This is a genomic window from Agromyces aureus (genome assembly GCF_001660485.1).
Lineage (GTDB): Bacteria > Actinomycetota > Actinomycetes > Actinomycetales > Microbacteriaceae > Agromyces > Agromyces aureus.
On record NZ_CP013979.1, the window covers coordinates 44,783 to 69,053 of the forward strand.

Below are 24,271 nucleotides of genomic sequence, written 5' to 3' on the forward strand. Positions count from 1 at the left end.
GACGCTTCGCTCCTCGACCGGCGGCGGCGCCGACCGGCGGCACGGCTACTCGACCGGCTCGGCGGCGGGCTCGGGCTCGGGCGCGTTCGACTCGGCGGGCGACTCGATCTTGACGACCTCGTCGGCGCGGTCCGACTCGAGCGCCGCTTCGGTCGCCTTCAGCTGCTCGGGCGTGAGCCGCAGGCGCTCGGCCTTCGAGGGGCGGATGGCGGGCACGTCGCCGACGATGGGCACCGGCGTGCGGTGGCGGCGGAACGCGTAGCGAGCCCACAGCCCGGTCATGGTGCTCAGCCGGTTGCGCGAGCCGAGCAGGCTGTTGATGTGCACGAACAGCCACGCGGCCCAGGCCGGGTAGCCCGTGAGCCCGATGAGGCGCCGGAAGCCGGGCATGTGGCGCAGGAACGGCATCGTGTGCAGCACGGGCAGGTTCGCGAGCCCGGGGACCTCGCCGACGGCCGACCGGCGGCCGATGATCGCCAGCTGTCCCTTGTCGTAGTACTCGAACTTCTCGGTCGGCTCGCCCGCCAGGATGCGGATGATCTGCTTGCCGATGTGCCGACCGCCCTGGATCGCCGGCTGTGCGAGCTGAGGGAAGTCCTGCGGGGCGATCGCGATGTCGCCGGCGGCGAAGACGTCGGGCAGGCCGACGACCTGCAGGTCCTCGCCGACGCGGATGCGGTCGTGCTCGTCGAGCGGGAGGCTCCAGTACTGCACCTCCTCGTGCGGTGCGACGCCGGTCGCCCAGATGGTCATGTCCGACGGGATGGTTCGGCCGTCGGTGAGCACCACCGACCGTTCCTTCACCTCGGCGACGCCTGCGCCCAGGCAGAGCTCGACGTCGCGGTGCGCGAGCTGCTTCGCGGCGTACGCGCGCAGCTTCGGGATGAACGGCTTCAGGACCTCCTGGCCGCGCTGGACGATCGTGATGCGGAACGCCTCGCCGTCGAGCTCGGGATAGGCCGGCCGCAGCCCTTGGTCGCGCAGCTCGGCGAGGGCGCCGGCCATCTCGACGCCCGTCGCGCCGCCGCCGACCACGACCACGTGCAGGCCGTCGGTGCGACCCTCCTGCTGCGTGGCCTGTTCGAGCCGCGTGAACAGGGTGTCGCGGATGCGGATGGCCTGTGAGCGCGAGTACACGGCGAACGCGTGCTCCTTGGCGCCCGGCGTGCCGAAGTAGGCCGTGGTCACGCCGTTCGCGAGCACGAGGTAGTCGTAGTCGATGGTCTTGCCGTCGAGCAGGCGCACCGACTTGGCGTCGGGGTCGATCTCCATGAGGTGCTCGTGCACGATGTCGAGGTTCGGCTGGTGCATGCGGAGACTGCGCAGGAAGTGCGTCACGTCACCCGGGTTCAGGCCGCCCGTCGCCACCTGGTACAGCAGCGGCTGGAACGTGTTGTAGACCCGGCGGTCGATGAGCGTCACGCGCACCGGCGCCTTCGCGAGGGCCTTCGCGGCATTGACGCCGGCGAAGCCGCCGCCGACGATCACGACGTGGGGGAAGGAGGCATCGGATGCCGCAGCTGTAGGCGTCACAGCATCAACGGTACCCACCCCTGGCATCGCCGCGTACCGACGTGGCCGGGCGGCGTGCGCGAAGCGGCCCGCGCCGAGGCATCCGGCACCTCGGCGACGGGCTCATCTCAGAGCGATTCCTCGTCGGGATCGGACTGCACCGGATCGCTGTCGGGGGCGTCGAAGCGGTACTCGACGACCGTCTCGTCGTCGACGACGCGCTGGTCGCCGGCGGTGTACCAGAAGATCGACTCGAGGCCGCGAACGGCGGCGATCGACGCGATGCGCTCATCGACCTCGCCGTCGACGAGTGCTCGGCGCTCGCTCGTGCCGGCCAGCGGTCCGTCGACGTACTCGACGAGGTATTCGGCTTCGGTGCTCGTGTCATCGGTCATGGAACCAACGTACGCCTCCACGTCGCCCGGCCGGCGGATCGGCGTGCGAGCCATGGTGACCTAGACTGCTGCGGCGACACCCCCATCGCGCCGCGACGATGCGGCCCGGCCGCGAGGTGATCGACCGATCGAGAGGCGGCACATGGGGTTCGGCGACTTCCTGTTCGGGCTCGCTGCACGGCGCCCGGGCGAGTACCGGCGACTCCGCGGCATCCGTCGTCGCATCTACGCACAGGTCGCACCGCTGCGCGCCGAGATCGTGCGCTCGCCGGAGCCGATTCCGTTCGCGGAGCTCGATCGGGCCGCGTTCGAGCCGCTGCGCCCGGGGTCCGCGTGGGGCGGCGTGTTCGACTGCGCGTGGTTGCGCATCACCGGGGAGGTGCCCCCGGGGGTCGTCGACCCGGTCGTGATGCTCGGCATCCGCGGGGAGGGGCTCGTGGTCTCGCCGGACGGCGACCTGCTCGACTCGGTGAGCACGGTGTTCCAGCAGGGCGATCACCCGCACAGCGGTGGCAGGTACCGCCCGGTGCAGGGCGTCGAGCTCTCGACCGGTCGCGTCGAGTTCTACGCCGACGTGACCTACAACGGGTTCATCCTCTACGAGGCCGGCCGCGGCGTCTTCCACGGCGCACACCTCGCGACGCGCGACGACGTCGCGTACTCCTTCTATTACGACTACCTGACGCTCCTCGTGCTCGAGGACGCGACCGAGGATGCCGCGCTCGCCGCCGAGCTGCGCGACGACCTCGATTCCGCGTGGGCGCTGTTCCGTCGCGACGACCTCGTGGGTGCGAGGGCGGCCCTCGCGTCCGCGCTCGCCGCGCCCTCGACGAGCGACTTCACCTACGACGCCGTCGGGCACGGGCATCTCGACATGGCCTGGCTCTGGCCGCTGCGCGAGACGCATCGCAAGTCTGCGCGCACGTACGTGCGCGCGATGAACGCCCTCGAACGCCGGCCCGACTACGTCTACGGCACGAGCCAGCCGCAGCAGATGCACTGGATGCAGCAGGAGCATCCGGCCCTCTTCGAACGCATGAAGTCCGCCGTCGCCGACGGCCGCATGGAGCTGCAGGGGTCGTTCTGGGTCGAGCCCGACACGAACCTGCCGTCGGGGGAGTCGCTCGTGCGCCAGGCGCTCGTCGGCCGCGCCTACCTGCAGGAGCAGTTCGGGCTCACCGACGAGCAGCTGCGGCTGTGCTGGCTGCCCGACACGTTCGGGTACAACGGCAACCTGCCGCAGATCCTCAAGAAGAGCGGCATGGACTGGTTCCAGACCATCAAGCTCGCGTGGAACAAGACGAACGACTTCCCGCACCGCACGTTCACCTGGCAGGGCATCGACGGCTCGAGCGTGCTCGTGCACATGCCACCCGAGGGCGACTACAACAGCCGGGCGGGCGCCGACAACCTGCTCACCGGCATCGCGAAGTACCCCGAACGCGCGCTCGAGACGGCGCTGCTCGTCTACGGTTCGGGCGACGGCGGCGGCGGCCCGAACGAGATCCACCACGAACTCACCGACCGCGAGCACGGGACCGAAGGCCAAGGCCTGCGCGGACTGCCGAAGCTGCGCCGGTCGACCGCGGGCGACTTCTTCCGCCGGCTCGAGCAGCGCGAGATCGCGCACACCCACGTCGGCGAGCTCTACCTCGAGACCCACCAGGGCACCTACACGACGCAGGCGCAGATCAAGCGGCACAACCGGCTCGTCGAGCGCAAGCTGCACGAGGTCGAGGCGCTCGCGGTGCTCGCGGGCGACGACCACCGGCCCGTGCTCGCCGGCCACTGGCGCGAAGTGCTGCTGAACCAGTTCCACGACATCATCCCCGGGTCGTCGATCGCGCGCGTGAACCGCGAGGCGATCGCCACGTACGAGCGCATCGAGGGCGAGCTCGACGCGTACGCCGAAGCGCTGGTCGAGCGGATGCCGCGGGGCGGCGGAGCGGCGACGGCACTCAACCTCACGAGCCACTCGCGCGACGAGATGGTGAAGGTGGGCGACGGCTGGTATCGGGCGGAGGTCGGGCCGTACGCAGCGGCCGAGCTGAAACCTGCGGCCGCGGCATCCGACCTCGCGTTCACCGACGACAGCCTGGGCAACGGGATCGTGACGCTGCGCTTCGACGCCGACGGCGTGATCGTCTCGTGCCGTGACCGTGCCGGGGCCGAGCACGCGAGCGCCGGGCTCAACCGCCTCGTCGTGCACCGAGACCCCTACGTGTGGCCGTTCAACGCGTGGGACATCAACCCCGACTACGTGAAGAAGCCGACCCGCGTGCTGCGCATGGCGCACGTCGGCACCGAGGTCGACGGGCCCACCGTCGTGCGCACGCAGGAGCACCGGTCGAAGGCCGTGACCGTGCGCCAGCGCATCGTGCTCGAGGCCGGCAGCGACGTCGTGCGCTTCGAGACCGAGGTCGACTGGCACGAGAAGCACCGGATGCTGCGCGCCGAGTTCCGCCCGACGCACTACGGCGACACGGTGCGCTGCGAGATCCAGTTCGGGCATCTCGAGCGGGTGACGACCGAGCGCGACTCGGTCGAACGGGCCCAGTTCGAGGTCTGCGCGCACAAGTGGATCGCCACCGAAGACGCCCGCGGCGGATTCGCGCTGCTCAACGACGCGAAGTACGGCCACCGGGCCAAGAACGGGCTGCTCAGCCTCAACCTGCTGCGCGCGCCCACCTTTCCCGACAAGACCGCCGACCGAGGCCATCACCGGTTCACGTACGCCTTCACGCCGTTCGCGTCGGGTGACCTCGCGAAGGTCGTGCGCGAGGGGTACCGGCTGAACAACCCGCTGCGGGTGACGGATGTCGTGCCCTTCGGGCCGGCCGTCTCCGTCGACGATCCGGGCGTGATCATCGAGACCGTGAAGCGCGCCGAGCACGGCGAGGGCGTCGTGCTGCGCCTCTACGAGAGCCTCGGGCGGGCGACGACGACCGCGCTGCACGTGGACCTTCCGGGGGTCTCGAGACGCTCCGCTCCTCGACCGGCGGATACGACGGATGCCGCGGCATCCGTCACCGCGATCGAGACCGACCTGCTCGAACGACCCGCCGGCGCAGCCGAGCACGTCGACCTCGACCGACTCGAATTCACGCCGTTCGAGATCAAGACCATCCGATTGGAGGCTCGACGGTGAGCCAGGCCTCGCGCACGACCCTCTCGCCTCGCATCCAGGCGAGGGCCGTGGTCACCGCGGGGTTCGGGCAGAACTTCGTGCTCACGACGGTGTCGACGTTCATCCTCGTGTACCTGTTGCAGTACGCGGGCATCAGCACCGGCGGGCTCGCCGCCGTGACCGTGATCATCACGGTGTCGAAGTTCGTCGACGCCGTGCTCGACCCGCTCATGGGCAGCATCGTCGACATGACCCGGTCGCGCTGGGGCAAGCTGCGGCCGTACATCCTGTTCTCGGCGGCGCCGGTCGCGGTGCTGTCGGGGCTGCTGTTCTCGGTGCCCGACGTCGAGGAGCCCGCGAAGATCGCGTTCTTCGGCATCACGTACATCCTCTGGAGCCTCGCGTACACCGTGTGCGACGTGCCGTTCTGGGGGCTCATCGGCTCGGCCTTCGTCGACCCCGACCGGCGCACCCGCGTCATCGGCAGCGTGCGCGCCTTCGGATCGATCGCGCTCGGCCTCTCGACGCTCGGCATGCCGTGGCTCGCGAAGCTGCTGAGCTTCGGCCCCGAGACCACCGGCAGCGGGTGGACGCTCGCCGTGTTCGTCACGTCGTTCCTCGGCATGGGCGTGTTCCTGCTCGCGTTCTTCTTCACCCGCGAGCGCGAGACCGCCGCGGCATCCGACGGCCTGAGCGTTCGCCAGCTCGTCTCGACGCTGTTCAAGAACAAGATGCTGCTCACCGTGCTGCTCGCCTCGGTGCTCGGCTTCGGCCGGTTCATCGTGCAGGCGGGCGGCGCCCTGTTCGTCGTCATCGCCTACGGCGACGAGGGCGCGTTCACGCTCGTCGGCGCGGCGATCATCCTGGGCATGGTCATCTCGTCGTTCACGAGCCCGCTGCTGCTGCGCCGCATGCCGGCGCGACGCGTGATGGTGTGGAGCTCGTTCGTCGCGGCCGCGCTCTACCTCGTGATGTACCTCGTCGGGTTCGAGAACCTGCTGCTGCTGCTCGTGTTCATCTTCCTCACCGGGCTCATGCTCGGCGTGTTCCTCGTGACGCAGGCCACGATGATCGCCGACTCGGTCGACGACGCGGAGCGACGACTCGGCGTGCGCAACGACGGCATCTCGTTCGCCTCGCTGACGTTCGTGTCGAAGATCATGAACGCGCTCGCCGTGCTGGTGTTCGGCGTGTTCGTCGTGATCGCCGGTTACGAGCGCGGCGTCGACGTGACGCCCGAGATGCAGCAGACGGTGTTCCTCGCCCTCACGATCGTGCCCGCGGTCAGTTGCGTGCTGTCGGCGCTGCCGTTCATGGTGGGCGGGCGGTCGTCGCGGGAGGCGCAGGGGGTGCCGGTAGCGCAGGTGACGCAGCCATGATCGGTACGACGCGGGTCCTCGAGACCGAGGACCTGGTGCCGACGGCCCTGAAGACCGACCGCTACCTGCGCCTGTCGCTGGTGTTCCTCATCGTCGCGCTCTTCGTCGGCGTCCTGATCCAGACGGTGGTCGTCTCGTGGGACCCGATCCGGTTCGGCTGGCAGGTGCTCCCGTCGATCAGCCACTCCTTCTACACTCCGGCGCGATTCGTGTTCGTCAGCGTGCTCGTCGCCGCGTCACTGGCGATGTTGGCGATCTCCGGGCGCCGTCGGCCCACCATCTTCCTCGATCTCGCCGCGCTGTTCGCGCCCCTCATCGCGATCGTGCCGACCGCACTCGACAGCCCGGCCGACTCGGGCGAGGCAGCCGGGCTGACGTGCATCGGGTCGGACTGCCTGCCCGCTGGCCTGCTCGCCGAGATCCGCGCCAGCGTCGCAACGTACATCGTGATGGTGGTCGTGATCGTCGTGGCCATGTACGGCGTGCGCAAGCTGAAGGACATCGCCACCACCCCGGCGCACGTGATCGTCTCCGTCGTCGCGTTGGTCATCGCGGCCGGCCTCGCCGCGCTGGCCTTCGCACCTGGCCTGAGCGACGGGTTCCCGTTCAACCTCTGGCCGCTCCGCGAGGTGCACTTCGCCGCAGTGCTCCTCTTCTTCGGCGCCTTCGCGGCCCTGCCGATCCTCTACGGCTGGCGGCCGGCCGAGACCGACGAGACCGCCCCGACACCGCGGCAGGCGAGGATCTACCGGGCAGTGGCGTGGCTCATGGGCGCCGACCTCGTGTTCCTCGTGCTCGTCTTCTTCGACGAGACGTACGGCTGGGGTCTGTTCGGCGACGTGCCGGTCGTGCTGCTCGGCGAGTCGATCGCGCTGGCGCTCTTCGCCTGGTTCTGGTGGGTGCAGACCCTCCAGCGATGGGACGACCTCTTCCACCCGTTCCGCGCGGCGGCCCTCGCGAGCCCGACCGGCTGACGGGGCGACGGACACCGCGACGGACACCGCGCAGCCGGACGGGCCCACCGAGGCGGGCCCGTCCGGCACTGCAGCTCGAGGTCAGCTCGACAGCCGGTCGTCCAGCCAGTCGAACATGCGCTGCGCCGTGAGCGTGCGGGCGAGTGGCTGGCAGTGCCCATCGGCACCCTCCGCCTCGGTGAATCGGACCACGGTCGACACCGACGGGGTGAGCGAGGCGAGCCGGTCGGCCTGACCGGGCCAGAACTGCTCGCCCTCGGGGTCGGTGATCAGCAGCGGCGTCGTGATCTTCGCGGCGACGTCGGCGACCGTGTACGCGCGCACGGCGTCGAGGGTCTCGGCGTACCCGGTCACGCCGTAGGGGCGGGCCCGGAACTGCCAGGTACGTGCCGTCTCGGGCGAGAACTTCATGCCGAGGCCCATCTCCTTGTCGAACTTCTCGTTCTGCCCCTCGTCGAGGAGCTTCACGAGCGACTTCGGAAGCTGGCCCGTCCACGAGGTGGAGACGTCGACCAGGCCGGGGTCGGTGATCGCCGCTGCGTAGCGGTGTTCGAACGCGAGGGCGCGGGCGACCCAGTAGCTGCCCTGACTGATGCCGTACAGGCCGACCCGCGACGGGTCGACGCCCTGCTGACGTGCGACGAAGTCGTACACCGGGGTGAGCACGTTCTCCCAGTCGGGTCGGAACGGGACGTTCCGCTCGAAGAGCTGGGACTGCTGACCGGGGCCGTCGAACACGAGCACGTTGTAGCCGCGATCGAGGGCCTGCGACACGCAGCTCGCCCAGAGGCCCGCGAGCGAGCCGTCGCTGCCGTTCACCGCGACCAGGGTCGCGCCGGTGGCCTGCTCCTTCGCGGGGCGGAAGAAATAGCCGGGCAACGAACTGAGCTCGAATGGGATGTCGACGCGCTCGGCGCGCACCGGAGCGAGGGCGACGAACGAATCCCAGGCGGCGCGCTGCTTCTTGAAGGTCGGCGCGAGCTCGGTCGCGTCGGGGAGGGCGCTGATCGCGTTGACGGCGACGCTGTAGTACGCGGATGCGCGCAGGTACGCGTCGGAGGCGCTGACCCGGTGCCCGGCAGCGGCTGCCGCGTCCGCGATGCCCGCAGTGCGTTCCGCGAGCCCGTTCCAGGCGGTGAACCAGCCCTCGTGGTCGTTCTTCTTGATCCCGGCGGTCGCCGCGAGGACTTCGCCGATATCGGCGGCTCCACCGACGGCGTGGCCGATGGCCGAGCGGATCTCGAAGTCGTAGTCGGCGTTGGGCGAGAAGCGGGTGATGGTGTCGTGCGTGCTCATGATCGGAGCTTCCTTTCGGTTGCGCATCGATGGTGCGACATGGTTGGACGAAGCGTGCAGGGGTCGTGCGTGGATCGGGCGCTGATGGGTCAGGCGTCGACGAGTCGCGAGTCGCGGACCGTGAGCGCGTCGGTGGCTGCGATGTCGCGGCGGCGAGCGACGGCGTGCCAGATCACGAAGGCCAAGCCGGTGAGGTTGATGACGACGTCGGAGACCAGGAGCAGGCCGGTGTTGTTCACCGCGTAGTCGTGATTGACGATCATCTGGAACACATGACCGCCCGCCGCGCCCAAGCCGAAGATCACGGCGGCGAGGATCACGGCGACCTTGCCCGAGAACGGCATGCGCTTGCCGTGCACGATGAACGCGATGACGGCGAAGCCGAGGCTGGAGAAGGCGAGTTCGAGCTGGAACGGCGACTGCTGCCAACCGATGGACTGGGCGGCGAACTGCCCGAACACCGAGTGCATCACGAAGTTGACCGCCTGGCCGATGCCGATGGCCCAGAAGACGAAGCTGTTGACGAAGAGGCCGCTGACGACGGCAGCGCTTCGGCGGCCCTTGTAGCGGGCCACCTGGATCGCCGCGACGAGGAGTCCGATGACGAATGCGGTGGTCATGTAGTTGCCGATCAGGCCGGCGATGATGTCGGAGATCATGGTTCGCGTTCCTTTCGAGAAGTGGTTGCTCTGCGATGAGGCAAGCATCTCGAGAAGGCGGATCGAGACGACTGTGCGGAATGCACAGTTCTCGCGGGGCAGCACCTGTACGGAGCACCTGTGCAGGTCTACGGCGAGTGGGCGGTCGACGAGTGGGCCGATTGGCGGGCGGCTTCGATGAGTTCGTGCCGTGAGTTCGTACCCGTCTTCGCGTAGATGCGCGACAGGTGGAATGACACGGTCGAGCGGGTGATGTACAGCTCCTTCGCGGCCTGGGTGTAACTCAGTCCTTCGAGGATGAGGGCGGCCACCTCCCGTTCGCGGTCGCTGAGCCCGGACAGCACGGATCGCTCGGGCGCGATGCTCGGAACCTCCGGGCCCTCGGGCTCGGCGTCCAGGTCGTCGGCGAGATGGTCTGCGCCGAGCGTCCGCAGGACCGAGGCGGCGTGCCGACGCCGTGCGACGCCGTCGGGTGCGGCGAGCGAGCGCCGGGCGGCGTCGACCTGCAGGAGTCCGTTCAGCGCCGGAAGTGCCGGCAGGCCGGCGTCTGCCAGCGACAGGAGACGGGTCGTCGCTGAGGCGGTCTGGTCGACGCGCGCCTCGAGCCAATCGGCGGCCTCGTTCGACCAGGGCGGCGGGTCGGTGGTGCGCAGAAGCTCAGCCCATCGAGAGGTCGAATCCGGGCGCCCGGCCCAGTCGGCACCGATGGCCTGGGCGACGTACCAGAGATGGGGCACCTGCTCGTCGGCCCAGTCGTCGGGAGAACCCAGGTCGCGAGTGCGCCCCTCGAGCCATCCGGCCCGTTCCTCGTCGGTACCCAGAAAGCAGAGCGTCAGCACGTCGACGACGTCGCCGGCGTGCACGGCCGCGGGTTGCGGTCCGTTGATGCGGGTGCGTCGCGCCTCGGCGAGGGCACGGCGCGCCTGTTCGGGGTCACCCGCGACCACCCAGGCGAGCGGCTCGATCGCGGCGGTCAACGGCGCGGCGTGCTTGAGGCGACCAGCGCGGGACAGGTCGATCATCATGGCCGCGCGCGGCCACTGCCCCTTGATGAAGTGCGCGAAGCCCTGCAGGGCGTGGAACACTCCGTCGGTGAAGTCCATGAGTCCGTCGCCGAACCGCGAGGTCACGAGTCCGAGGTCGCCGATCGCTTCGTCGGGCATGCCCGTCAGCGACATGACCGCGCCTCGCCAGGCCAGGCCGACGGTGCCCTGCGGGGTCGCGGCCATCTGCGCCCGGTCGACCGAGAGCAACCCCGCCAACGTCATCCGCTGATCGACCGGTGCCACCCGCTGCGACGCCTGCCCCTGCGCCAGAGCGGCGTAGCCGCGCACCGCCGGGTCGCTCACCGGGGCGGCCTGGGCGATCGCAAGGTCTTCGAGCGCGGCGGCGGCGGAGCGGCCCGCCCCCACGAGCGACCAGGCGCGCATGACCCTGGCCCGGTAGGCGTTCCGCGGTTCGAACGCGTCGAGGTCGGCCGCAGTCAGTTCGCCCAGCACGTCGCTGGCTTCGACGAAGCGCTTCTCGGTCGCGAGTCTCGCGCCCACGACGAAGCGGGCACGGGCACCAAGAGAGACCTCGCGCTCGTCGACGCTGAGATCGTCGAGGTCGAGGGCGAGGATCGACTCGAGATCCGCTTCGAACACGTGGTCGGCCGACCGGTCGGAGGTCGAGCTCAGTTGCGCCGCTTGTCGCCGGAAGCGCGCGGCCTCTCGATAGCGGCCGCGTTCGTGCAGCGCATCGGCGAAGGCGCCGAGGTCGGCGGCCAGGCCGTCGTCGGCGCTCCGAGCGGCAGCGACGCGATGCCGGAGCCGTTCGCTCTCCGACATCGATCGCGCCGCCGCCGTCGCGTGCATGCGTTCACGCGTGGCCGGCGGGATGTTGTCGTAGACCGCCGCCTGCACGACGCCGTGGAAGATGCGGGCGCGCTGGATCGGGCCGGTGCGGTCGACGACGACGAGCCCCTCACGGGTCAGCGGCGCGAGCGCGGTCGCGACGTCTGAGACGTCGGCCACAGCGCTCACCAGATAGGGCTCCGCCCCGTCGCCGCCGATGACGGCGATCGCACTCAGGGTCGCCACCATGGCCGGATCGAGGCGCGACAGGCGCTCGCCCATCGTCGCCACGAGGTCATGCGTCGCCGGCAACTCGCCTCGATCGGCGAGCGCCTGCAGTTCGAGGACCGGGTGCTCGTGCAGCAGGGAGCGCAGGAAGAGCGGGCTGCCGCCGGTGTGCTCCCTGAGATTTCGAGCAAGATCGAGCGGAGCTTCGGGGGCGGACTCGCGCAGCAGCTCCAAGGTCGCTTCCTCGTCGAACCCGTCGAGCACGATCTGCACCGCCGACGGCGCATCGTTCAGCCGAGCCGTCCACCGGGCATGCCGGGAACCGATCGGGCGATGACCGGCCACGAGCAGCAGGCGGTCGCCCGCCATGCGTGCCATCAGAATGCCGATCGCATCGATCGACTCGGGGTCGGCCCATTGCAGGTCGTCGAGCACCACCACCAGCAGGCCGTCGCCTCGCACGGCGTCGAGACGGGAGCCGACGTCTCTCGACGCGCTCAACGCGTTCGCATTCGCATTCGAGCCGGTGATCTCGACGCCGAGCTGCTCGAGCAGGCTCAGCGGATCGCTCTGCGTGTCTTCGTACGCGGTCGCCCGCAGCACGGTGCTGCCCGGGAGCCGCTTCACGACGCTCCTGGCGAGGTGCGTCTTGCCGAAACCGGCGTGGCCCTCGAGGTCGAGCACGGTCGGCGTGCCGGCATCGGCCAGGCCGATCGCCTCTGCAACCCGTTGCTCGATCACCGCCGAACTCGCCACGGCCCCCCCGTTCTCGTTCAAGCCGAGTGTACTGACGGACGCCCTGATGCGCCCCGGCGCTGCACGCCTGCGACGATGGTCGGGTGATGAAACGCGAGCCGCGCCGACCGGATGTCTCGACCGTCGAGCTCGTCGGCGGCCCCGAGCGACTCGAGGTCGAGCTCCACGAGTACGACGACCGGTGGCCCGGCATCTACTCCGAGCATCGGCGGCGGATCCTCGAGGCGCTCGCCGCGGACGCGGGCGCAGGAGCAGGCGCCGAGGCCGTCGACGTGGCGATCGAGCACATCGGCTCGACCTCGGTGCCCGGGCTGGCGGCGAAGCCGATCGTCGACATCGTGGTCGCCGTCGACGACATCACCGCAGAGGAGGACTACCTCGATCCGTTCCTGGCGGCCGGATACGTGCTGCGCGTTCGCGAACCCGGGCACCGGCTCGTGCGCACGCCGGCCCGCGACATCCATGTGCACATCTATGAACAGGGGGATGCTGCGGTGGGCGAGTACCTCCTGTTGCGCGATCACCTGCGCTCGGATGCCGACGATCGCGACCGCTACGAACGCACCAAGCGGATGCTGCTGAGCAGGCGGTGGGACGACACGAACGACTACGCCGACGCGAAGACCGACGTCATCGCGGAGATCAAGGCTCGTGCTCGCGCGCGGGCTGCTCGCGGTCGTGAGGACGGCGCCGATTCGCAATAGTGCGGATCGCGGAAGAAACCGCGCCCGGCATGCGTTGGCCTCTGTCATGGGTTGGAATGAAGACGTCATCGAGAAGTTCCGCGAGAGCAAGGGCACCGAGAACTACTGGGGTCCGAAGCTCGTCATCCTGCACTCGGTCGGAGCGAAGACCGGCGATGTGCACCTGAACCCCGTCGTGGGCTTCCGCAACGAGGAGGGGTGGCGCGTCGTGGCGTCGAAGGGCGGCTCGCCCGAGAACCCCGCCTGGTACCACAACCTGCGCGCGAACCCGACGTTCGAGCTCGAGGCGCTCGTCGACGGCGAGGTCGTGACGCAGATCGTGACCGCGACGCAGGTTCCCGACGACGAGTGGCGCGAGGCGTACGACGCCATCGTGGCCGAGGAGGCGCAGTTCGGCGACTACCTCGAGAAGACCGATCGCCGGATCCCGGTGCTGCAGCTCACGCCGATCGCGGGCTGACAGGATCGACGAATCGACCGCGGACGGCTGCCCTGCTGAGCAGCAGCCGCCCGCGGCATCCGTCACCGGTTGGAACTAGCCGGCGAGCGTCGCGGTGTCGATCACGAAGCGGTAGCGGACGTCGCTCGAGAGCACGCGCTCGTAGGCGTCGTTGATCTGGTCGGCCGAGATGAGCTCGATCTCGGGGGCGATGCCGTGCTCGGCGCAGAAGTCGAGCATCTCCTGGGTCTCGCCGATGCTGCCGATGCTCGAGCCGGCGAACGAGCGGCGGTTTCCGAACAGCGTGAACACGTGCACGGGCAGCGGCTCGGGCGGCGCGCCGACGCTCACGAAGGTGCCGTCGAGCGCGAGCAGCGAGAGGTACTTGCGCATGTCGATGGGGGCGCTGACCGTGTTGATGATGAGGTCGAAGCGGTTGCGCAGCTCGCGCCAGGTCGCGTCGTCGCTCGTGGCGTGGTAGTCGGTCGCGCCGAAGCTCAGGCCGTCGTCGCGCTTCGAGAGCGTCTGCGAGAGCACGGTGACCTCGGCGCCCATGGCCGCGGCGATCTTGACGGCCATGTGCCCGAGTCCGCCGAGGCCGACGACGGCGACCTTCTTGCCGGGTCCGGCGTTCCAGTGCGCGAGGGGCGAGTACGTCGTGATGCCCGCGCAGAGCAGCGGGGCTGCGGCCTCGTAGGGGATCTCAGCGGGCACCTTCAGCACGAAGTCCTCGTCGACCACGATGTGGGTCGAGTAGCCGCCCTGCGTGATCGATCCGTCGCGGTCGCGCGCGGCGTAGGTCTGCGTGTTGCCCTTGAGGCAGTAGTTCTCCATGCCGGCCTTGCAGTTCTCGCATTCGCGGCACGAGTTGACCATGCAGCCGACGCCCACGCGGTCGCCGACGGCGTGCTTCGTGACCTCGGCCCCGACCTCGACGACCTCGCCGACGATCTCGTGCCCGACGACCTGCGGATAGGCGATCGGGCCCCAGTCGCCGCGCACGGTGTGGATGTCGGAGTGGCAGACGCCGGCGTAGCGGATCTCGATGAGCACGTCGCTCGGGCCGACGTCACGGCGTTCGATCGTCGTGGGCACGAGCGGCTCGGTGGCGGACGGGGCGGCGTAGGCGTGGACGGTGCGCACGGCGGACTCCTTCGGGGGTCGAGCGGTGGGTGCTGGGGCGCGGATCGCGCGGAATGTCCAGCCTACGTCCGCCGTGCGACGGCGTGGCCGGTCGCGGTGAAGTCGCCGTGCTGCGCGACGGCGGTGGGTCAGCGCGGGCGGGTCAGCGCGGCATCCGCTCCCAGCGCTCGCGGGGCATGAAGGCGAGTCGGCCCTGCTTGTCGGGCAGTTCGATGACCGGGCCGGGCTCGAAGCCCAGGCGGGTCATGCGGTTCACGGCGCCGTCGTTGTTCACGTCGGGCTCGACGATGATGCGCCGGGCGCGCGGCGACGCGAAGAGGAAGTCGCCGAGCACGCGCGAGATGCGGGTCGTGAAGGCGTCGACGGGCGCGCCGCGGTCGCCGATGAAGAAGTGCAGGCCGACGTCGCCCGGCTCGACGGCGTAGCACTCGCCGACCGGGTCGTGCTCGGGCTCGTAGGTCTGCAGCAGCACGACCGGGGTTCCGTCGCGGAAGATCAGGAACGCATGATGCGTGTCGAGCTCGTCGACGTAGGCGTAGAGGTCGCGCAGCTCCTGCCGCGAGAGCTCGCCCAGCCCCCAGAACTTCGCACGCGGCTGCGTGACCCACGCGTGGATCACGTCGAGGTGCGCGTCGGGGTCGAGCACGAACACCTCGATCGTGCCGAGGGCGGGGTCGTGCGCGGTGTGCACGAGGTGGCCGGCTGGGCCGGTGGCGAGGCGGTCTTGGTCGGTGGTGGCGGTGGTCTCGATCATGGTCGGCTCGATTCTTCGGTGAGCGGATGTCGGGGGCGGGCGGGTCTCGATACGCTTCGCTCCTCGACCACCGGGGGTGGGCCGACGGCCGGGGGGTCGGCGGCGACCCAGTCGGGCAGCTGGTCGGCGAAGTGCGGGGAGGCCGGGTCGCCGGAGGCGCCGAAGGGGACGCTCCAGCGGCTGCGGTCGCGATCCCCGAGGTCCCACGCCCACCGGGCGACCGAGCCGCGCCAGCTGCGGCGGGTGACCCCCGGCGTGGATCCGGTGCAGCGCACGGACTCGCTGTCGCCGCTCAGCGGGAGCCCGAGGCCGAGGCCCGGATCCGTGACGCCCTCGACGTCGACGAAGACGTGCAGGGGGAGCAGGCGGTGCTCGTCGCCCCAGGTCTCGGTCGGGCGGGCGGCGGCTGCGGTCAGCGCGCCGTGCACGAGCGCGTCTCGGTGGTCTGCGAGGGCCGGGGCGCGCAGGAGCCCCGGAAGTGCCGCGGCGACTCGGCCGCGCGCGCTCATCCACGGGCCGTAGATCGCGCCGAACGGATGCGGGTCGTGCAGCCGTTCGAGCTCGGGGAGGGCGGCGACGCGGGCCACGAGCTCCTCGCGGAAGGCCGCGAAGCGTGCGGCGGCGGGGGAGTCGGCGTGCATGACGCCGTCCCACGCGCGGAGTTCGTCGGCCGTCGCGTCGGCCACCGGGTCGGCCACCGGGTCGGCCACCGGGTCGGCGTCGGTCGGCAGCACCGCGAGCCACTCGTCGAGTCCGCCGAGCAGCGCATCGCCCCAGATCGGCGCGAACTCGTCGACGCCGGCGGGGCGGCGCTCCTCGAGCAACTCGCGGATGCGTCGGGCGCGGTGCGGCGGTGCGTACGCGTGGCCGAGATCCACCTCGGGGTTCGTCGGGCGCTCGTTGGCATCGACGGCGATGGAGTCGATGGCGACTGCTCGCGGCATCCGCCGATTCGCGACCGGGCGCGCGACCCGGCCGTCGAGCGGCAGGCGGCGTTCGGCGCGCTCGCGGTCGGGCGCTCGGCCGACGGTCGCGGAGAGGACGGCGCCCTTCCGATCCGCGGTGAGCACGCGGTTCACCGGGTCGACCCAGCGGTCGAACGCCGCGACGACGTCGGCCGCCGAACGGGCGCGCAGCAAGGGCAGCAGCGCGGCGAACCCGAGGTCGCGGTCGGCGCGCGCCGGCATCCGCACGCTCCAGGCCTCGAACTCGCCGTCGGGCAGGGGGGAGAGGTCGGTCACGATGGTGCCGCGCTCGGTCTCGATCGCCTCGACCCAGACCGGGTCGGCGCCGCGGACCTCGATGAGCGAGCGCTCGACGGATGCCGCACGCCAGCCGTCGGGGCCGAGGGACTCGTAGGTCGTGCGGGCTGGGTCTCGAGACGGCGCTGGCGCGCCTCCTCGACCGGCGGATTCGGCGCCGATGCGGCGCAGGCGCTCGCGGAACACGTCGACGCTGTGCGCCATCGCGTTCGTGATGCCCCAGGCCGCTTCGCCCGTGTGGCCGAAGTGCGCGATGCCCGGCACACCGGGGAACGCCAGGCCGACGACGTCGAACTCGTCGCACGCCAGGCCGACCTGCTGGTAGACCCCGGGCAGCTCGAACAGTCGGTGCGGGTCGCCCGCGAGCAGCGGGAATCCCGACTCGGTCAGCGACCCGTGCAGCGCCCACGCATTGCTGCCCGACGACGGCTCGGCGTCGTCGCCCCCCGTGAGCGGGTCGACCCACTCCTCGCCGAGGGTCCGCGCCACCTGCTCGGCCCAGAGCAGGCTCGGGAACGACGAGAACAGGGCGTGCGCCACGTGCAGGATGCCGAGCGGCGCGTGGTCGGGCCAGTCGGTGAGCGGCGCGCGCTCGCCGAAGCGGGCGTCGAGCTCGTCGAACTCGGCTGCGGCCGATCCGGCTCGGGCGCCGGTTCCGGGGTCGCCGCCTGTTGCGGTCTCGTGGCCGGATCCGCCCGAGCGCATGCCCCGCCGCACCCCGTCGACGTAGGCGCGCACGAACGCACGATCCTCGTCGGCGAGCCCGTCGAACGCCCGACGCGCGGTGTCGTCGAGTCGGGCCCGGCGTGCGAACATGTCCCAGTCGATGCCGGCCGGCCCGATGAGCGCCGACAGCGTGCCCTCGGCGCGGCGCCGGTCGACCTCGATCTGCCATCCGCGGTCGTGCGCCGTCACCTCGCCCTGCGCGGCGGCGAGCTCGAGCACGTCGCCGCCGCGCACGAACGGGATGCCGAGGGCGTCGCGGCTGATCACGGCCGCCGGCTCACACCGTTGCGTCGGTGGTGACGGATGCCGCGGCATCCGCCCCGAACCGACGCGACCTCGCGATCGGATTCACCATCTGACCGGCGTAGATGAGCGATTCCGACTGGTTCGCGATGTCGACCATCTGCAGGGTGTTGCGCAGTTGCAGGCGGTTGAGGCACGAGTGCGCGAAGGTCTCCGCCCGCAGGTCGATGCCCGACTCGAGGTGCGGGTGCGCGACCTCGTGTTCGTCGACGCACTCGGCCACGAGCGCCCAGAACGTGTCCTCGTCGAGCGTGCCGTCGCGGTGCAGGATGCCGGCGAGGTGCCGCAGCACGCCGTCGAACACGTCGGTGAAGATCGCGAGCGCCTTCTCGGTGTCGTCGACCTCGGCGATGATGCGCTGCATGTCTTCGGGCACGGCGCCGGGCTGCGGGGCCGACAGCAGCGCGATCTCCTCGCCGATGTCCTTCATGAAGACCCCGACCGGCACCGCGTCCTCGAGGATGAGGATCAGGTTCTCGCCGTGCGGCATGAACGCGAGGTCGTACGCCCGAAGGCAGTGCACGAGCGGCCGCAGGTAGGCGCGCAGGTAGGCCCGCACCCAGTCGACGGCGGGCAGGGCGGATGCCGCGACGAGCGCGGACGCGACCGAGCCGCCCGCGGCATCCCGATGCAGCAGGGCAGCCATCGTGCTGAGCCGCTGATTCGGCGCCAGCAGGGGCACCGGCGACTCGCGCCAGAGTGCGGCGAGCATCTTGCGGTGCGGCGAGACGGTGCGCGTGCGGTGGTAGGCGTCGCCCGTGTAGCCGATCGACGCGTGCTCGCGCAGCACCCGGAAGCCGGCCTCGCCGAGCGTCTCGTCGGCATCGACCAGCTCGGCCACCCAGTCGTTGATCGCGGGCGTCACGCGCATGTACGCGGGGGAGAGGCCCCGCAGGAACCCCATGTTCTGGATCGACAGCGCCGTCTTGACGTAGTCGCGGCTCCAGTCGTCGGCGTTGAACATCGTGCGGAGCGACTGCTGCGCCAGGTATCGGTCGTACCCCTCGCCGAGGAACACGAGATTCTGCTTCGCGAGGTCGGGTGCGAACGTGATCGCGATGCGGTGCTCCCACTGCCAGGGGTGCACGGGCAGCAGCAGGTAGTCGGCCGGGTCGAGACCGGCCGCCACGAGTCGCGCCTCGAACGCGTCGTGCTGGGCGCGCCCGAGCTGCTCGCGCAGGAACGACCGCCGGTCGAGCCCCTCGCCGAGCGCGAAGTGCGTGAACTCGCGCCGGGCGGCGAGCCACACGAGCCTGAAGGGCTCGGCCGCCTCGGGCGCGTAAGCCGAGTACTCCGAGACGCCGAAGCCGATGCGACCGTTGTTCGCGACGAAGCCCGGGTGGCCCTCGGTCATCGCCGACTCGATCGTCTGGAAGTCGGCGCGCGCGAGCTCGGCCGCCGTCGGGCCGCCCTGCGTCAGCTTGAACGCCGAGCTCGCGAGGGTCGACGCGATCTCCTCGAGGTACGTCGCGAGCAGCGCGTCGGGGATGCCGAGCAGCGGCTGCAGCTCGATCACGAACGCCTGCGCGTCGAGCGGGGTCGGCGTGCCGTCGACGAGGCGCTCGAGCGACGGCTCGTCGAGCACCCAGTGCTCGAGCGCGAACCGGTCGGCGTCGAAGCGGTACTCGACCCGGCCGCCGTCGAGGGCGAGGCGGTAGGAGCGGGTGGATGCCGCGGGGCCGGCCGGCTCGGGCGCGAGCAGGCGCTCGTGCGTGAACTCGGCGATCGCCTTGGCCACGAGGTGCCGCTGCGCGGCCGCCATCGCGGCGGGCGTGAGGTGCGCGGCGGGGTTCGCCGGGCGGGTGGGCGGCTGATGCGCAGCGTGGGCCGCGTCGGTGTGCTGGGTCATGTGCGTCATCCGAGTCGTTCGTGGCGGGGAAGGGAACCGAGGGCGGAGGCCGCGAAGTCGGCGCTCGTGCACACCGAGAGGTTCGCGCGCTTCACGTGCTCGCCCTCGGGCACGTCGATCTCGCCGAGCACGCGGAAGCCGGCGCGGGCGTTCTTCAGCGCGATCGCCGAGTTGCGCACGTCGGGCTCGACGACGACGCGCTCGGCGCCGAGCTCGTCGAGGCACCAGCGCATGACGGCGGCGAAGACGGCATCCGTGAGTCCATGGCGGGCGTGGCCGTCGGCCGGGGCCACGAGCACGTGCATGCCGAGGTCGCCCGGCTGCGCGTCGTGGAGACCCACGAGCAGCACGTTCGCCGGGTCGTACGTCTCGGCGAGGAACGCCGGAGCGCCGTCGACCGTGCCGAGCCAGGAGTCCTGGTGCGGGTGGGTCGAGACTTCTGCGAGGTACTCGGCCACCTCGTCGACGCCGAGCTCCTGCATGCCCCAGAACGCGGACTTCGGATGCGCCAGCCACCGTTGCACGACGGGTGCGTCGAGCCTGGCATCCACCGGCCTGATCTCGATCTCGTAGTCGGTCACGACGGTCATCGCAGCGCCCCCTCGATCGCGACCTCGGCGGGTCGAGTCGGCGCGCCGGCGCCGTCTCGAGACCCAGCCGCGACATCCGCCCCGCCCGCGACCTCCGCCGGCACCCCGAACTGCTGGAACGCGATGCTGCGCTCGAGCGGGTAGATCTCGTGACCGCAGATCTTCGCGATGATCTGGGCGTTGCGCCAGGCGCCGAAGCCGAGGTCGGGCGCGGTCAGGCCGTGCGTGTGCTCCTCGCCGTTCTGCACGAACACGCGTGCGCGCCCGCCGTCGATGCTGTAGTCGCGCGCGACGTCGAGCCGGCCGAGGGCGTCCCAGGCGAGGCGGTCGCGCACGGGGTCGAGGAACGCCGGCACGCGTGCCGAATAGCCGGTCGCGAGCACGAGCGCGTCGGTCTCGCGCTCGTACTCCTGCTCGAGCTGGGCGTGCCGCAGCCGCAGGCGGAACCGCGTGCCGTCCCACGTCGCCTCGAGCAGTTCGGTGTCGGTGAGCAGCGTCGTCGGCACCGGCCCCGACGCGCTCAGCTCGTAGAGCGTGTCGTAGATCTCGTCGATGAGCTCGCCCGAGATGCCCTTGTAGAGGCCGCGCTGCTCGCGCCCGAGCTGCTGGCGAAGGGCGAGCGGCAGGCCGTGGAAGTGGTCGGTGTACTCGGGGCTCGTCATCTCGAGCGTGAGCTTCGTGTACTCCATCGGGAAGAAGCGCGGCGACCTGGTGATCCAGTCGAGCCGGTAACCGCCGGTGCCGGTGCTGCCCCCGCGCGCCTCGCCGAGCAGGTCGCGGTAGATCTCGGCCGCGGACTGCCCGCTGCCGACGACGGTGATCGACCCGGCGCCCTGCAGGCGCTCGCGATTCGGCAGGTACTCGGAGCTGTGCACGACGAGACCGGGCAGGTCGCGCAGCGCGGCCGGCACGGTCGGCGCGGTGCCGACGCCCAGCACGAGGTGGCGGGCCGCGTAGGCCTCGACGTCGCCCGTCGCGAGGTCGAGCGCGCGCACGGTGTAGACGTCGTTCGCCTCGTCGTGCTCGACGCTCACCACCTCGCGACCCCAGTGCAGCGACGGAAGCTGCTCGCTCGCCCAGCGGCAGTACGCGTCGTACTCGGCGCGCAGCGGGTAGAAGCTCTCGCGGATGTAGAAGGGGTAGAGCCGGCCGCTCTGCTTCAGCCAGCTCAGGAACGAGAACGGCGAGGTCGGGTCGGCCATGGTCACGAGGTCGGCCATGAACGGCACCTGGATCGTCGCGCCGTCGAGCATCATGCCGTGGTGCCACGCGAACCCGTCGGCGCGGTCGAGGAACACGGCGTCGAGCGCGAGGGGCTCGAGCAGGCACGCGAGTCCGAGGTTGAACGGGCCGATGCCGATGCCGACGACGTCGTGCACACGGGGGCCGGGCTGCCCGCCGGGCTGCGTCGGGCTCATGCCACGACCTCCACGTCGCGCAGGTCGACGAGGGCGGCCGCGGCATCCTTCACCAGATCGAGCACGTGACGGATGTCGGTGGCCGTCGTCGCCGGGTTCAGCAGCGTGAGCTTCAGGCAGGGGCGACCGTCGATGACCGTCTTCGCGACGAGCGCGCGGCCGGACTCGAAGAGCACGCGCCGCACCTGGGCGACGAGGGCATCCTGCGTCGCTTCATCGGCACCCTCGGGCCGCACGCGGAACAGCACGGTGCTCAACTGCGAGCGGCCGACGAGCTCGAGCTCGGGGTCGGCCGCGATCTCGTCGCCGACGACGCGCGCCAACTCGATCACGTCGTCGAACAGCGCGCCGAGGCCGTCGGCCCCGATCGCGCGCAGGGTCGTCCAGAGCTTCAACGCGTCGAACCGCCGCGTGGTCTGCAGCGACTTGTCGACCTGGTTCGGCTCGTCGTTCTCGAGCGGGTTCAGGTAGTCGGCATGCCAGGCGGCGGCGCCGAGGTCTTCGGGCTCGCGCACGACGATCGCGCTCGACGAGACCGGCTGGAAGAAGCTCTTGTGGAAGTCGACGGTGACCGAACGCGCGCGCTCGATGCCCCGGATGACGTCGCGGTGCTGCCGCGACACGAGCAGGCCGCAGCCGTAGGCCGCGTCGACGTGCAGCCACACGTCGTGCGCGTCGCAGTGCTCGGCGATCGCGGCGACCGGGTCGATCACGCCGCGGTCGGTGGTGCCGGCGGTCGCCACGACGGCCATCGGAATGCGGCCGGCGGCGCGGATCGCGGCGAGCGAAGCGGCGAGGGCCGCGGCATCCATTCGCCCCTCGCCGTCGTCGGGAACGCTCACGACGGCGTCGTCGCCGAGGCCGAGGATGAGCGCCGACTTCTCGACGCTGAAGTGGCTCGACGCGGTCGCGAGGATGTTGAAGCGCGGCAGCACCTCGGCGCGCGACCCGCCGTGTTGCGCGAGCGCCCACTCGCGGGCGAGCAGCAGCGCGTGCAGGTTCGACTGCGTGCCCCCCGAGGTGAAGACGCCGTCGCCGTGGTCGAAGCCGATGCGCTGTGCGGTCCAGGCGATGAGGCGGCGCTCCATGAGCGTGCCGACGGACGACTGGTCGTACGTGTCGACCGACGGGTTGACCGCGGCGAGGATCGCCTCGGCGGCGACCGCGGGCAGCGCGACCGGGCAGTTCAAGTGCGCGGCGTACGCCGGGTCGTGGAACCAGATCGCGTGCTCGAGGAACAGTGCGTCGACCTCGCGCAGCGCCTCGGCCGTGCCGACGCCCGCCGATTCGAGGTCGACGACGTCGACGAGGTGCTGCAGCTGGGCGCGGCTCGCGCCCGAGAACGGCTGGGTCGTCGAGGCCACGCGAGAGGCCACGAGCCCCGTCGCCTGGTCGAGCAGATCGGTGTATTCGGTCACGGTCGAACTCATCAGCAGATCACGCATGTGCGGCGGCTTCCCCTTGTCGGTCGCGGTCGGTCGATAGGCCGGGGTTAGCATAGCCTTACCTAATACGGACGGCGCAACATGACGAAGTGTTCCGTCCCCCGTTCGCGGGTGATCTGGCGGAGAAACCCCAGATCAGCAGGATGCCGCGGCGCGCCACGCCCGAGAATCGAGAGGTCGCGAACTGCGGCATCCCGACGTCCTGAGCAGCTGTTGCGGACCCCTCGCGGATCTCGGCCGGCGTGTCACGCGCGGCAACATCCGGAACCCGCTGCACCGGCGTTGATTAGGCTCCCGACGTGACCGAGACCCCCACCTCCGAACCGGCCGACGGCGGCATCATCCTCGACTGGTTCATCCCGCTCACGGGCGACTCGCGAACGGACCTCAGCCAGGGCTCGGCGATGACCTACGCCGGGCAGTCGGCGGCGCCCGCACGGCGGGAACCCGACATCCGGTATCTGTCGCAGATCGCCCGCTCGGTGGAGCAGCTCGGCTACCACGCCGTGCTCATCCCGACCGGAGGCCGCAGCGAGGAGAGCTGGGTCGCGGCGAGCTCGCTCGCGCAGCACACGCGCGACCTCGACTACCTCGTGGCGTTCCGTCCGGGCCTCATGTCGCCGACGCTGCAGGCCCAGGTCGCGGCGACCTTCCAGCGGTACAGCGGTGATCGCTTGCGCGTGAACGTCGTGGTCGGCGGCGACGACGCCGAGCAGCGCAAGTACGGCGACCGCATCGGCAAGGACGGCCGGTACGCACGCGCGGCCGAGTACCTCGACATCATCCGCCGTCTCTGGAACGGCGAACGCGTCGACGTCGACAGCGAGTTCCACACGATCGAGGGCGCGCAGATCCCGAAGCTCGACGCGCAGCCCGAGATCTACCTCGGCGGTTCGTCGGATGCCGCGATCGACGTCGCGGCCGAGCACTGCGACGTCTACCTGACCTGGGGCGAGCCGCCGGCGCAGGCCGGCGAGAAGATCGCCCGTGTTCGCGAGGCCGCCGCCGCGCGCGGACGCACGCTCCGCTACGGCATCCGCCTGCACGTGATCGCACGCCCGACGAGCGAGGAGGCGTGGCGCGTCGCCGACGACCTCGTCGCCGGCCTCGACCCCGAAGTCGTCGCGAAGGCCCGCGAGTCGTTCCTCTCGTCGGGCTCGGTGGGCCAGCGACGCCAGGCCGAACTCGTCGACGGCGGCCTTCGGCGTGAAGACCTCGAGGTGTACCCCGGGCTCTGGGCCGGCATCGGCCTCGTGCGCGGCGGCGCCGGCACGGCCCTCGTCGGCAGCTACGCCGAGGTCGCCGCCCTCATCCGCGAGTACCGCGCCGTCGGCTTCACCGAGTTCGTGCTCTCGGGCTACCCGCACCTCGAAGAGGCCTACTGGTTCGCCGAGGGCGTGGCGCCGCTGCTCGACCTCGCACCGCGCCGGGCCTGACGCCCGCCCCGATCACACGGCGACGGATGCCGCAGGCGGCC

Annotated in this window: 18 protein-coding genes; 6 read left to right on the forward strand and 12 right to left on the reverse strand. The window is 70.8% G+C overall.

What is annotated here, in order from left to right:
* Positions 1-45: 45 nt before the first annotated feature.
* Positions 46-1,533: an NAD(P)/FAD-dependent oxidoreductase gene (locus ATC03_RS00225; RefSeq protein ID WP_227820179.1), complete on the reverse strand. Its 1,488-nt coding sequence runs from the start codon at positions 1,531-1,533 to the stop codon at positions 46-48.
* 107 nt (positions 1,534-1,640) lie between these two features.
* Entirely contained in the window at positions 1,641-1,907 is a 267-nt protein-coding gene (locus ATC03_RS00230; protein ID WP_067871653.1) for a hypothetical protein, read from the reverse strand.
* A gap of 142 nt (positions 1,908-2,049) precedes the next feature.
* Here ATC03_RS00230 and ATC03_RS00235 point away from each other — a divergent pair, with 142 nt between their 5' ends.
* From ATC03_RS00235 to ATC03_RS00245, 3 genes are read left to right on the forward strand one after another with little or no spacing between them, the layout of a single operon-like run.
* On the forward strand, positions 2,050-5,055 hold the full coding sequence (locus tag ATC03_RS00235) for an alpha-mannosidase (RefSeq protein ID WP_067871656.1): 3,006 nt from the start codon (positions 2,050-2,052) through the stop codon (positions 5,053-5,055).
* Positions 5,052-6,413 (forward strand): MFS transporter, encoded by a 1,362-nt coding sequence (locus ATC03_RS00240; protein WP_067871659.1) that lies wholly within the window; start codon positions 5,052-5,054, stop codon positions 6,411-6,413. The genes ATC03_RS00235 and ATC03_RS00240 overlap by 4 nt, the downstream gene beginning before the upstream one ends.
* On the forward strand, positions 6,410-7,387 hold the full coding sequence (locus ATC03_RS00245) for a hypothetical protein (protein WP_067871662.1): 978 nt from the start codon (positions 6,410-6,412) through the stop codon (positions 7,385-7,387). Before ATC03_RS00240 ends, ATC03_RS00245 begins: the two co-directional genes overlap by 4 nt.
* 81 nt (positions 7,388-7,468) lie before the next feature.
* Here the strand turns inward: ATC03_RS00245 and ATC03_RS00250 are convergent, their stop codons facing one another.
* The 3 genes from ATC03_RS00250 to ATC03_RS00260 all read right to left on the reverse strand — a co-directional run bounded on the left by ATC03_RS00250 (position 7,469) and on the right by ATC03_RS00260 (position 12,182).
* Complete coding sequence (locus tag ATC03_RS00250; protein ID WP_067871665.1) at positions 7,469-8,683, reverse strand: alpha/beta hydrolase family protein; 1,215 nt, start codon at positions 8,681-8,683, stop codon at positions 7,469-7,471.
* Between the two features lie 89 nt (positions 8,684-8,772).
* Positions 8,773-9,342 carry a DUF6790 family protein gene (locus ATC03_RS00255; protein ID WP_067871668.1) on the reverse strand — a complete coding sequence of 190 codons (570 nt, stop codon included), beginning with the start codon at positions 9,340-9,342 and terminating at the stop codon, positions 8,773-8,775.
* Positions 9,343-9,470: 128 nt separating this feature from the next.
* Positions 9,471-12,182: an ATP-binding protein gene (locus ATC03_RS00260; protein WP_152030805.1), complete on the reverse strand. Its 2,712-nt coding sequence runs from the start codon at positions 12,180-12,182 to the stop codon at positions 9,471-9,473.
* A gap of 65 nt (positions 12,183-12,247) precedes the next feature.
* Here ATC03_RS00260 and ATC03_RS00265 point away from each other — a divergent pair, with 65 nt between their 5' ends.
* Both ATC03_RS00265 and ATC03_RS00270 read left to right on the forward strand, forming a co-directional pair.
* Complete coding sequence (locus ATC03_RS00265; protein WP_067871674.1) at positions 12,248-12,865, forward strand: GrpB family protein; 618 nt, start codon at positions 12,248-12,250, stop codon at positions 12,863-12,865.
* A 46-nt stretch (positions 12,866-12,911) separates the two neighbouring features.
* Positions 12,912-13,325: a nitroreductase/quinone reductase family protein gene (locus ATC03_RS00270; protein ID WP_067871677.1), complete on the forward strand. Its 414-nt coding sequence runs from the start codon at positions 12,912-12,914 to the stop codon at positions 13,323-13,325.
* A gap of 75 nt (positions 13,326-13,400) precedes the next feature.
* Here ATC03_RS00270 and ATC03_RS00275 read toward each other — a convergent pair whose 3' ends face one another.
* From ATC03_RS00275 to ATC03_RS00305, 7 genes are all read right to left on the reverse strand, one after another.
* Entirely contained in the window at positions 13,401-14,447 is a 1,047-nt protein-coding gene (locus tag ATC03_RS00275; protein ID WP_067871680.1) for an NAD(P)-dependent alcohol dehydrogenase, read from the reverse strand.
* A 142-nt stretch (positions 14,448-14,589) separates the two neighbouring features.
* Positions 14,590-15,201, reverse strand: a complete 612-nt coding sequence (locus ATC03_RS00280; RefSeq protein WP_084003115.1) for a GNAT family N-acetyltransferase — start codon at positions 15,199-15,201, stop codon at positions 14,590-14,592.
* Complete coding sequence (locus ATC03_RS00285; RefSeq protein ID WP_067871683.1) at positions 15,198-17,456, reverse strand: penicillin acylase family protein; 2,259 nt, start codon at positions 17,454-17,456, stop codon at positions 15,198-15,200. The genes ATC03_RS00280 and ATC03_RS00285 overlap by 4 nt, the downstream gene beginning before the upstream one ends.
* Before the next feature lie 10 nt (positions 17,457-17,466).
* Positions 17,467-19,341: an IucA/IucC family protein gene (locus ATC03_RS00290; protein ID WP_067880988.1), complete on the reverse strand. Its 1,875-nt coding sequence runs from the start codon at positions 19,339-19,341 to the stop codon at positions 17,467-17,469.
* 5 nt (positions 19,342-19,346) lie between these two features.
* Positions 19,347-19,931, reverse strand: coding sequence for a GNAT family N-acetyltransferase (locus ATC03_RS21210; protein ID WP_067871686.1), 585 nt, complete (start codon positions 19,929-19,931; stop codon positions 19,347-19,349).
* Positions 19,928-21,349, reverse strand: a complete 1,422-nt coding sequence (locus tag ATC03_RS00300; RefSeq protein ID WP_084003117.1) for a lysine N(6)-hydroxylase/L-ornithine N(5)-oxygenase family protein — start codon at positions 21,347-21,349, stop codon at positions 19,928-19,930. The genes ATC03_RS21210 and ATC03_RS00300 overlap by 4 nt, the downstream gene beginning before the upstream one ends.
* Positions 21,346-22,794, reverse strand: a complete 1,449-nt coding sequence (locus ATC03_RS00305; protein WP_067871689.1) for a pyridoxal phosphate-dependent decarboxylase family protein — start codon at positions 22,792-22,794, stop codon at positions 21,346-21,348. The genes ATC03_RS00300 and ATC03_RS00305 overlap by 4 nt, the downstream gene beginning before the upstream one ends.
* A 299-nt stretch (positions 22,795-23,093) precedes the next feature.
* On the opposite strand from ATC03_RS00305, the gene ATC03_RS00310 reads away from it, so the two are divergent.
* Positions 23,094-24,230: an LLM class flavin-dependent oxidoreductase gene (locus tag ATC03_RS00310; protein ID WP_227820180.1), complete on the forward strand. Its 1,137-nt coding sequence runs from the start codon at positions 23,094-23,096 to the stop codon at positions 24,228-24,230.
* The last annotated feature ends 41 nt before the right edge of the window (positions 24,231-24,271 follow it).

Coding starts and splice junctions, on each gene's coding strand:
- ATC03_RS00230 (WP_067871653.1), bottom strand. CDS start 1,907: ATGACCGATGACACGAGCACCGAAGCCGAATACCTCGTCGAGTACGTC.
- ATC03_RS00235 (WP_067871656.1), top strand. CDS start 2,050: ATGGGGTTCGGCGACTTCCTGTTCGGGCTCGCTGCACGGCGCCCGGGC.
- ATC03_RS00245 (WP_067871662.1), top strand. CDS start 6,410: ATGATCGGTACGACGCGGGTCCTCGAGACCGAGGACCTGGTGCCGACG.
- ATC03_RS00250 (WP_067871665.1), bottom strand. CDS start 8,683: ATGAGCACGCACGACACCATCACCCGCTTCTCGCCCAACGCCGACTAC.
- ATC03_RS00255 (WP_067871668.1), bottom strand. CDS start 9,342: ATGATCTCCGACATCATCGCCGGCCTGATCGGCAACTACATGACCACC.
- ATC03_RS00265 (WP_067871674.1), top strand. CDS start 12,248: ATGAAACGCGAGCCGCGCCGACCGGATGTCTCGACCGTCGAGCTCGTC.
- ATC03_RS00270 (WP_067871677.1), top strand. CDS start 12,912: ATGGGTTGGAATGAAGACGTCATCGAGAAGTTCCGCGAGAGCAAGGGC.
- ATC03_RS00280 (WP_084003115.1), bottom strand. CDS start 15,201: ATGATCGAGACCACCGCCACCACCGACCAAGACCGCCTCGCCACCGGC.
- ATC03_RS00290 (WP_067880988.1), bottom strand. CDS start 19,341: ATGACCCAGCACACCGACGCGGCCCACGCTGCGCATCAGCCGCCCACC.
- ATC03_RS21210 (WP_067871686.1), bottom strand. CDS start 19,931: ATGACCGTCGTGACCGACTACGAGATCGAGATCAGGCCGGTGGATGCC.
- ATC03_RS00300 (WP_084003117.1), bottom strand. CDS start 21,349: ATGAGCCCGACGCAGCCCGGCGGGCAGCCCGGCCCCCGTGTGCACGAC.
- ATC03_RS00305 (WP_067871689.1), bottom strand. CDS start 22,794: ATGCGTGATCTGCTGATGAGTTCGACCGTGACCGAATACACCGATCTG.